Origin of the sequence: Lampropedia puyangensis, from assembly GCF_004833285.1 — a bacterium.
In the GTDB taxonomy this organism is placed as follows: domain Bacteria; phylum Pseudomonadota; class Gammaproteobacteria; order Burkholderiales; family Burkholderiaceae_C; genus Lampropedia; species Lampropedia puyangensis.
In genome coordinates, this window is the sequence record NZ_STFG01000039.1 from 1 (window position 1) to 8,611 (window position 8,611).

9 protein-coding genes and 1 pseudogene are annotated in these 8,611 nt (G+C 52.6%); 8 read left to right on the forward strand and 2 right to left on the reverse strand.

The window, feature by feature from the left end:
* Positions 1-317: pseudogene (locus tag E9531_RS16965) on the reverse strand (transposase); the annotation flags it as partial.
* Positions 316-1,293 (reverse strand): AEC family transporter, encoded by a 978-nt coding sequence (locus E9531_RS16970; RefSeq protein WP_136574960.1) that lies wholly within the window; start codon positions 1,291-1,293, stop codon positions 316-318. The gene E9531_RS16970 and the pseudogene E9531_RS16965, both read right to left, overlap by 2 nt.
* A gap of 447 nt (positions 1,294-1,740) precedes the next feature.
* Between E9531_RS16970 and E9531_RS16975 the strand changes: the two genes are divergently transcribed.
* From E9531_RS16975 to E9531_RS17010, 8 genes are all read left to right on the forward strand, one after another.
* Positions 1,741-1,995 carry a hypothetical protein gene (locus tag E9531_RS16975; protein WP_136574961.1) on the forward strand — a complete coding sequence of 85 codons (255 nt, stop codon included), beginning with the start codon at positions 1,741-1,743 and terminating at the stop codon, positions 1,993-1,995.
* A gap of 32 nt (positions 1,996-2,027) precedes the next feature.
* A complete protein-coding gene (locus tag E9531_RS16980) occupies positions 2,028-3,458 on the forward strand; it encodes an amidase (protein WP_211343478.1) in 1,431 nt (476 codons plus the stop codon).
* A gap of 17 nt (positions 3,459-3,475) precedes the next feature.
* Positions 3,476-4,156, forward strand: coding sequence for an aspartate/glutamate racemase family protein (locus E9531_RS16985; RefSeq protein ID WP_136574963.1), 681 nt, complete (start codon positions 3,476-3,478; stop codon positions 4,154-4,156).
* A 52-nt stretch (positions 4,157-4,208) separates the two neighbouring features.
* Positions 4,209-5,054, forward strand: a complete 846-nt coding sequence (locus E9531_RS16990) for a transporter substrate-binding domain-containing protein (RefSeq protein WP_136574964.1) — start codon at positions 4,209-4,211, stop codon at positions 5,052-5,054.
* Positions 5,055-5,118: 64 nt separating this feature from the next.
* Positions 5,119-5,874 (forward strand): amino acid ABC transporter ATP-binding protein, encoded by a 756-nt coding sequence (locus E9531_RS16995; RefSeq protein WP_280177205.1) that lies wholly within the window; start codon positions 5,119-5,121, stop codon positions 5,872-5,874.
* The gene (locus E9531_RS17000; RefSeq protein WP_136574965.1) at positions 5,871-6,578 is read left to right on the forward strand and encodes an amino acid ABC transporter permease; all 708 of its coding nucleotides are present in this window, start codon (positions 5,871-5,873) and stop codon (positions 6,576-6,578) included. The genes E9531_RS16995 and E9531_RS17000 overlap by 4 nt, the downstream gene beginning before the upstream one ends.
* Positions 6,575-7,237: an amino acid ABC transporter permease gene (locus E9531_RS17005; RefSeq protein WP_136574966.1), complete on the forward strand. Its 663-nt coding sequence runs from the start codon at positions 6,575-6,577 to the stop codon at positions 7,235-7,237. Before E9531_RS17000 ends, E9531_RS17005 begins: the two co-directional genes overlap by 4 nt.
* Before the next feature lie 206 nt (positions 7,238-7,443).
* The gene (locus E9531_RS17010) at positions 7,444-8,514 is read left to right on the forward strand and encodes a porin (RefSeq protein WP_136574967.1); all 1,071 of its coding nucleotides are present in this window, start codon (positions 7,444-7,446) and stop codon (positions 8,512-8,514) included.
* Positions 8,515-8,611: the final 97 nt, after the last annotated feature.

The following is an 8,611-nucleotide window of genomic DNA, read 5'->3' on the forward strand; positions in this document are numbered from 1 at the left end:
GAACTTGATACCAGTGGAGTCAATGAGTAGGTTTATGCACCTTGGCTGGCTTGGTAGTGCACGTTGACCTGCAAGTCTTTCTGACGTCGACAGACGGTACTGAAATCAGGCACTGGCCAATTCAGACCTGCCAGTTTAAGCAATGATTCAACCAGTCCTAGTGTTTGACGCAAAGCCAGACCAAACAAGCATTTGATGGTCAAGCAGAACTGGATGGCAGCTTCGGAATGCTTGTGATGACGGCCTCGTTTGCCAGTGGCAGGAGCGAGCCACTGCATCTCTTTGTCCAGCCACACTGTCAGACTCCCTCNGGTTCTACGGCAAGTACCCAACCAGCAGCATCACCAGTGCAACGGTAAATAGCCCCAGCATGGTTGAGAGAGCGACTGCTGCAACGACTTCTTGTTCGGCAACTTTGTAACGTATGGCATACAAGTAAACATTGGCGCCAATGGGTAGTGAGGCGGTCAGCACCATCACGGCAAAAGGCACGCCTGAAAAGCCCAGTGCCAATCCCAGCAGCGCCAGGACTAGGGGGTGAAATAGGTTTTTCATGCCCACCAGCAACAGCGCAACCCGCAGGTGGCCACCCAAAGTGGTGACCGCTAGGCTCGCACCGACCAAGAGCAGGGCCACTGGAGAGAATGCCGCCCCCAATAACTGTAAAGGCTGGTCAATCACCGAGGGGAGTTTTAAACCTGTTTGGGCAAACAGTAAACCGCACACAATGGGCAAAGGCACAGGATGCAAGAGGGAGGCTTTGGCGGCTTTGAATAAGGTATGCCCCAACCCCACCAGGCGGGTTGTAATGCTGCGCCGTTGCTTGGGCGCTTTGCCGTGGCGTGCGTTTTCCAGCTCCAGCGCCAATTCCAGCACGATGGTGACCATGGTGAGCATCACGAAAGCATGCAGAGACACTAACGCAAACAAGGTGACCAGTCCTTCTTCTCCGTAGGTGAGGGAGACAAGCGGCACGCCAATCATCAATGTGTTTGAGAAGGTCGAGGCCAAGCCCAGCACGGCTGCGCGCCGGGTGAAATGCAGCTTCCACAGTACAGCACCGAACACCAGCCACATCGCGGCAAAGTACACCAGCACTGGGCGGAAGTCGATGTCCTCCAGATGCACGTTGCTCATGGTACGGAACAACAGCGCAGGCGCCAGGACCAGAAAAACGACGTTGGAGAGGTCTTTCGTGCCATTGGCACTCACCCAATGTTTTTTGCCAATGTAGTATCCAATGGCAATCAATATAACAACAGGTAACAAAGCCTGTAAAACAGGGTGTGACATGGCGAACGTAGTCTGCGCAGCAAGAAGAAAAAAGGGCTAACGAAAAGTTTGGGCTTGGCTATCGCGTTCATTACTACGCGTTAGCAGCACAGGAGCCACGTTGCAGGCATTGAGGCGATGAGGACAACGACGGTGCCTGTATTAAGGGGATGACAACGACCGCACTGGGGCGCGTTGTGTGAAGTCATCAAGCCAGATTATTCCAGAGTTGGCCATGACCGCAGACCTCTGTTCCTGAATGCATGCGAAGGTTGCGTAGCGCGTACGTGCATGCAAAACACTGTTGGCGTTAACACAAGGTTAAGTACAGCGGATGAAAAGGTAAGCGACAAGCGGCGTAACAAAAACGAGAATTTTAGCCATCCCATCAAGAAGTGTTGGGCCTGATAGAGCCGCTGTAACCACTGAATCTGTATTCCTCAAACGCCCCATTTCTGGACGACTTCCATGGCCCATTTCGAACTGCTAACAACTGGTGTGCGTGCCGACTTCGCCATTGTTTTGGCGGGAGATGGTCGGGGCATGGTTTGTCCCGTTGGCTTGTTCGGCGTGCAGCCAATGCGCGCCGGTGCGGGTTGGCTGCGGTTACTGAGATTTCTGGCATTCCAGCGCATGGCGCAGCACCTGCAGCGGATTGCAGGGGTTAACGTGGCCTTTGCCGGGGGGCCATCTACCAAGCCAATACCGGTTGCCGTTATTTGACCGTTCACTCTTTTGCTTTGACCACCTTTCCTATGACCGATGTTTCTTTAACTCCCCTCGCTATTCATGCCATGTCCGTTCGCGCGCTTGGAGAGTCGTTGCGCAACGGCTCATTGACTGCCTCTGAGGTGCTTGAGCATTTCTTGGCGCGCATTGAACGCTTGCAGCCTGTGCTCAATGCATTCACTTATATCGACGTAGAGGGCGCGCGAGCGGCGGCGCGCCACAGCGATTGCTTGCTGGCCGAAGGCAAGCCGCGCAGCCTGCTTGAAGGAATCCCTGTCTCGGTCAAGGACAACATTTACATCAAAGGCATGCCGTTTGTGTTCGGCTCGCCTTTGTTCAAAGACCGCATTGCCACCCATGATGAATTGCCTATTGAGCTGCTGCGCGACGCAGGTGCCATCCTGGTTGGTAAAACCAACTTGCCTGAATTTGCCAGTCGTGGCTCGACCTATAACCCCGTCTATGGCGCCACGGGCAATCCATGGAACCCAGAGTTGACGACCGGTGGCTCCAGTGGCGGTTCTGTCGCATCGGTCGCTGCAGGCATGGTGCCGTTGTCATTGGGCACCGATGGCGGTGGTTCGATTCGTCGCCCCGCTGGCTACACTGGTTTAGTAGGGCTTAAGCCCACACTCTCGCGCATTCCACGGGCCGATGGGTTCACTTCGGTGCTGTATGACTGTGAGGTTGTTGGCCCAATTGGTCGCACGGTGGACGATGTGCGCATCATGATGTCAGCTATTGCCAAGCCTCACCGCCGTGATCAGCGCTCGCGGGGTTTTGCTGCGATGAGCGATAAAGCCAACGAAGTCGGTCCACTGCGCATTTTGTATGTGCCGCAGTATGGCGCTAGTCCAGTCGATCCTGAGATTGCCGCAAGTTGCCTGCAAGCGTGCGAGCGTTTTTCTAGCATGGGGCATTCGGTCACGGTAGGAGAGTTGCCTTTTGACATCAGCCCGGTTAGCGACAACTGGGCCATCATTGGCAATGTCTGCATGTCGTTGATGGCACAGCAGTACCCTGACTTTAAAGACAAGGTTACGGTTGATTATCGTGATAGGGCTTTGACTGGTGATGCGATCAACGGTGGCACTTACCAAGGCGTGATTGAGCTGCTGCAAGAACTGCGCTCCAAAGTGGGAGAGGCGTTTGCGCACTACGACATCATCATGACGCCCACTTCGGCGGCCAATCCATGGCCTAAGAATGAGCCATTCCCTCCCATGATTGATGGGCAGAAGGTGGGGCCACGTGGGCATGCGGTGTTCACCAATTGGGTCAATGCATGTAGCCATCCGGGTTTGGCATTGCCTGCTGAGCCTACTGCAAGTGGTATGCCGATTGGCTTCCAGCTTATTGCAGATTTTGGTGCCGATGATCTCTTGCTGGATTTGGCAAGCTGCTACGAGGCGCAGTTTGCAACAGGCAAAGCCTGGCCGGAGTTCAGCGCAAGCTGACTGGTGGAGCGTTTGCCATGCGCGTTTTGCTCATCAATCCCAACACCAATACCAGTACCACGCAGATGATGGTATCGGTGGCGCGCAGCCATGGCGAGCCGCACTGGCAATGGAGCCACATGACGGCTGACCAAGGCAGCGCCTTGATCGACCGGCCAGAGTCCTTGGCGGTTGCTGCGCAAGAGGTCATGGGCATGCACGAGGCCATTGCCAAAAGTCAGGTCGATGCGGTCATCGTTGCAGCATTTGGCGACCCCGGTATGCAAGCCTTGCGCGCGCGCTTGCCCATTCCCGTGTTCGGTATTGGCGAATGCGCTATGCAAGCGGCGCACCGGCTTGAACAAGCGTTTTCCGTTCTGACCATCACCCCGTTGCTACGCGAGTCGACCTTGTCGCAAATTCAGCGGTACGGTTGCACTACGTTTTTTAACTCTCTGGTCATCACCGATGCGCAAGCTCAGCATTCAGCGCAAAGCACGGAGAGTCTGATTGAGAGCATCGGCCACTCCATTCGCAAAGCCATAGACATAGATGGCTCGCGCACGCTGGTCATCGGCGGTGGTCCGGTGGCTGCTGCGGCCGCGCAGATCAGTGCCACATTGGCTGAGCCAGTGACCATGATTCAACCCTTGGTGGAGGCCGTGCGGTGTGTTCGCTCGCTCTCCACTGCTCGCTTCCCATCCGTTGCATTGCGCTAATCGCGCAAGCCTTCTCACCCGTCGCATTCTTGTTACTGAAAGGTTGTTTCCTATGCCTAGATTCACTTTTTCGCCTGCTGCATTTTTGCTTGCTACTGCACTTGGCATGAGCAGCGCGTATGCCGCACCAACCGCCCTGACATCCCCAGCAGATTCTGCATTGCCGCCATTTTCAATGGCTGATTTGGATGGCACGCTCAAAGGATTCACGATTGATTTGGCTGCTGCGCTCAGCCGCCAGCTCGGTCGTCCAATCAACATTGATAGCGTGCAGTGGAGTGCGGCTTTGCCTGGGCTGAGTTCTGGCAAGTTCGACCTGTTGCTGCCGCCAGTGAACGTGACGCCTGAGCGCGCCAGTATGCTGCTCTTTAGTGAGCCGTATCTGGAAAATGACTTCATGTTCTTGACGCGCAAGAATGCGCCTGAGGTGACCGAGTTGTCCGCACTCAAAGGCAAGACCATTGCCACGAACAAAGGGTCTTCCTTCGAGGCTTGGGCCAAATCCAAAGCCCAAGAGTTCGACTTCAAAGTGGATGTGTATGGCTCTGGGGCCGATGCCATTCAAGCCGTGCAATCAGGCCGTGCGTTTGCCACGATTACCAGTCTTCAAACGGCCTCTTGGCTGGGAGCGAACAATCCGACCCTCAAAACCAGCTACCGCATCCGTACCGGGAACGTGGCCGCCATCGCATTTCGCAAAGACCAGCCGCAGCTGCAACTGGAGGTCTCCAACGCATTGAAATGCCTCAAGCGCAGTGGTGAGTTGCTGGCGCTCTACACCAAGTGGACGGGGCTTACGCCTGAGGCGGATTCGCCTACCGTGGTGGAGTACCAGGGCGTTGGTGTCAACGGTTTTGAGGGCTATACGCCCGACACGCCAGCGCCAAACTGCCGGTAATTTGCGTGCCCAGCTTGCGCTGGGCCTTCCCTCTTGTATTCCTACCGATTAAGCCCCAAGCGCCATGACACCCAAAATCATTCTTGAAGTCGTCCAATTAGAGAAGGACTATGGCGATCTTCGCGTCCTCAATGGCGTGAATTTCCGTGTGCGCGAAGGGGAGTTGGTTTCCATCATTGGCCCTTCTGGCTCTGGCAAAAGCAGTATGTTGCGCTGCTGCAATTTGCTGGAGCAACCCACGGCAGGGCAAATTATTTTTGATGGCTTGGACATCACCCGTGAAGACGTGAACATTAACGCGGTCAGGCAAAACATGGGGATGGTGTTTCAGCAGTTCAACCTGTACCCGCATTTGAGTGTGCTCAAGAACGTCACGCTGGCATTGCGCTATGTCAAGAAAATGAGCACCCATGAGGCCAATGAATTGGCCATGCGCGCACTGGAGCAGGTGGGGCTCAAGCACAAAGCAGATGCACGGCCCAACCAACTCTCAGGGGGGCAGCAGCAGCGCGTAGGGATTGCGCGCGCGGTGGCGCTCAAACCTCAAATCATTTTGTTCGATGAACCCACGAGTGCGCTGGATCCTGAACTGGTTAACAGCGTGCTGGCTGTGATGCGTGAATTGCGTGGACTTAATATGACCATGCTGGTTGTCACGCATGAAATGGGCTTTGCCCGAGATGCATCGGACCGCGTTCTCTTTATGGATGGTGGTGTTGTGGCTGCCGATGGAAAGCCTGAGGCCATTTTCTCTGCCACAGACAACGAGCGCTTGCGCAGCTTTCTCTCTCGCTTCCATACAGAAAACACGCCCCTATGAGTACGCTTGATTCTCCGTCGCTGCTCCATACGTTTTTCAATCCAGAGATCACGGCCAAGACAGCGCCACTTATTCTGGATGCGGCTTGGCAAACCATTGCCATTGCGCTCTTGATCATTGCCACAGGCATGGTGCTGGGCACGTTGCTCGCATCGTTGCGCTACTACCATGCGCAACGCAACAAAGCGATGAATCGGTGGATGGTTCGCTGCATTGTCGGATATGCCGATGTATTGAGAACCTTACCCCCTTTGGTGCTGTTGATCTTGGTCTACTTTGCCTTGCCGTATTTGAACATTGCTGTGGACTCTGTTACGGCTACCTGGCTGTGTTTGTCGGTGGTGCTGTCTGCTTTTATTGAAGAGTGCATTTGGACTGGGTTGAGCAATTTGCCCAAAGGACAAATGGAAGCGGCGCGATCAACCGGGTTGACATGGTTCAAAGCCATGCGGCATGTGTGCTTGCCACAAGCATTCAAAGGCACGCTGCCGCAGATCACCAACCGCTGTATTGCGACTGTAAAAAATACGGCCTTGGGCTCAGTGATCGGTTTTGGCGAAATTTTAGGGGCGGCTCAAACTGCCAGCAGTGACTTTGCGAATCCAACCCCTTTGACCTTGTGTGCGCTGATCTACATCGCCATGATTTTCCCGTTGGTCCTTTTTTCGCGATATTTAGAACACAAAGCACGGAGCCAGCCATGAGTGAGATTTGGAGCACGTTTTTCAACCTGGAGATTGCCCGTCAAACTTTGCCCTATTTGCTCAAAGGATTGTGGGTCACCTTGGAGTTGTCTGCGCTGACCATTCCGCTTGGGTTGCTCGGGGGCATGTGCCTGGCGCTATTACAAACACAGTCGCGCAACCGTGTCGTGCGTGGCTTGGTCATTGTCTATGTTGATTTTTTCAGGTCATTTCCGCAGCTGGTATTGCTGATCTTCGTGTCGTTTGCCACACCGTTTCTTGGACTCGATCTGCCGCCAGTACTGGCTCTTGCGATTAGTTTCACCTTGTCGACATCAGCTTATTACTGTGAGATTTTCAGGGCAGGCATTCTCGAGATTCCACCTGGGCAAGCGGAGGCTGCGCGCTCGACCGGCATGACACGGGTACAGGCGCTTGGGCTTGTGGTACTGCCCCAGGCTTGTCGAAACGTCATTCCAGACCTCATTGGCAATAGTGTTGAGATTGTCAAAGCGACTTCGATTGCGAGTGTGCTTGGCATGTCGGAGTTGCTGCACAACGCCCAGTCGGCCCAGTCGGTGTTATTCAATCCAACCCCATTGACGCTGGCTGCGTTGATTTATTTGGCGCTGATTTTGCCTTTTGTTCGACTGACACGGCGATTAGAAGCGGGCAAGTGAGTCTTTGTTCTTGTGATGGAAATAAAATAAATAGAAGAATATTTTTAAAGTCGATCAACTTTTTTGGTTGGTCGGCTTTTTGTTTTTTTTTTTTATTTCTTTACTTATGATGGTATGAACATCATGTTAATGGCGACCAACATAAATGAATAAGACATTGAAAATCCCTGAATGTATTATTTTGTCATTATCATTCAGGAGGATTTATGTTCAAGCGTACAGTATTGGGGTGCATGTTGGTATGCGCTGGTCAAGTTTTTGCACAGTCTAGTGTGCAGTTGTATGGGCGAATTAGTGCAGATTACCGATCTACGTCATTTTCAGATTTTAATGGGCTTGGTGTTGGTGGAATAGGTGGCGCTCGTATCGGCTTTCGAGGGGAGGAAAGACTTTCTCACAATACCAAAGTCAATTTTATGATTGAGGGGGGATTTTCGCCGCTGGATGGCAGCATGAAAAGCATCGGAGACCGCCAATCATGGGTGGAGTACACCAATACCGATATTGGCAGCTTAAGGGTTGGCAAGATGTATGCATTTACGGACAGCATTGTTGCCCGCTATGCAGGGTCGGTTCAAAACAACTACAACCTGGGCTCGAGTTTTATGTCGAGTAATGCCAAGAGGGCCGTGTATTCATCTACAGTCCTCGATGACCAAGGGAAAATAAAATCATTGGTCGGAGCCGGTGGAAATTACGAAAATGCCCTTTCATTTGTTAGTAGGTCTTTTTCTGGTTGGAATTTTGGCATCATGCTGGTGTCCAATCAATCGAATGCCATTCAAGGGGTTTCAGCTGATAGCAAGGCGCAGCCATACCAATTGAAAGCCGATTATGTGGGTGATCAGTATTCTCTGGTTGTTGGTTTCGCGAAAAATGGCGGAGAGGGTCGGAAATCAATTTTCCATTTGGGCGGTAAGTACAAGATAGACCGAGCTACGGTGTATGCGGCTTATCAAAATAACCGGAATGTTGAGAAGAGTAATTCTGCTTCTTTTGGGGTTGAATATCCAATTGATAATAACAAGCTCAAAATAAGCTATAACTGGACGCAACAGCCCGGTCTTACCTCTGCCAACCAACTTGGTGCGACGGTGGCTGCTTCCGGGCTGGATTCCGGTGGATTGAATGGATTGGTTTTTGCAGTGGAAAAAACACTGTCAAAAAGAACCACGCTGTATTCCGGTTTATCGTTGGTCAAAGCGAAAAATCCAATTTTTCACGACAACAAACGCTCAGCGAATCAATTCATCTTCGGTCTTGACCATTGGTTTTAATGAACGTAGAGAGAATGGTTTCGAAAATGGGCTTTGTTTCACAAATCGAGCCGTGAACAGTAAGGCACCTCTCTTAACCCATGCAAAATCTGCACAC

Coding starts and splice junctions, on each gene's coding strand:
- E9531_RS16990 (WP_136574964.1), top strand. CDS start 4,209: ATGCCTAGATTCACTTTTTCGCCTGCTGCATTTTTGCTTGCTACTGCA.
- E9531_RS16995 (WP_280177205.1), top strand. CDS start 5,119: ATGACACCCAAAATCATTCTTGAAGTCGTCCAATTAGAGAAGGACTAT.
- E9531_RS17010 (WP_136574967.1), top strand. CDS start 7,444: ATGTTCAAGCGTACAGTATTGGGGTGCATGTTGGTATGCGCTGGTCAA.
- E9531_RS17000 (WP_136574965.1), top strand. CDS start 5,871: ATGAGTACGCTTGATTCTCCGTCGCTGCTCCATACGTTTTTCAATCCA.
- E9531_RS16975 (WP_136574961.1), top strand. CDS start 1,741: ATGGCCCATTTCGAACTGCTAACAACTGGTGTGCGTGCCGACTTCGCC.
- E9531_RS16980 (WP_211343478.1), top strand. CDS start 2,028: ATGACCGATGTTTCTTTAACTCCCCTCGCTATTCATGCCATGTCCGTT.
- E9531_RS16985 (WP_136574963.1), top strand. CDS start 3,476: ATGCGCGTTTTGCTCATCAATCCCAACACCAATACCAGTACCACGCAG.
- E9531_RS17005 (WP_136574966.1), top strand. CDS start 6,575: ATGAGTGAGATTTGGAGCACGTTTTTCAACCTGGAGATTGCCCGTCAA.
- E9531_RS16970 (WP_136574960.1), bottom strand. CDS start 1,293: ATGTCACACCCTGTTTTACAGGCTTTGTTACCTGTTGTTATATTGATT.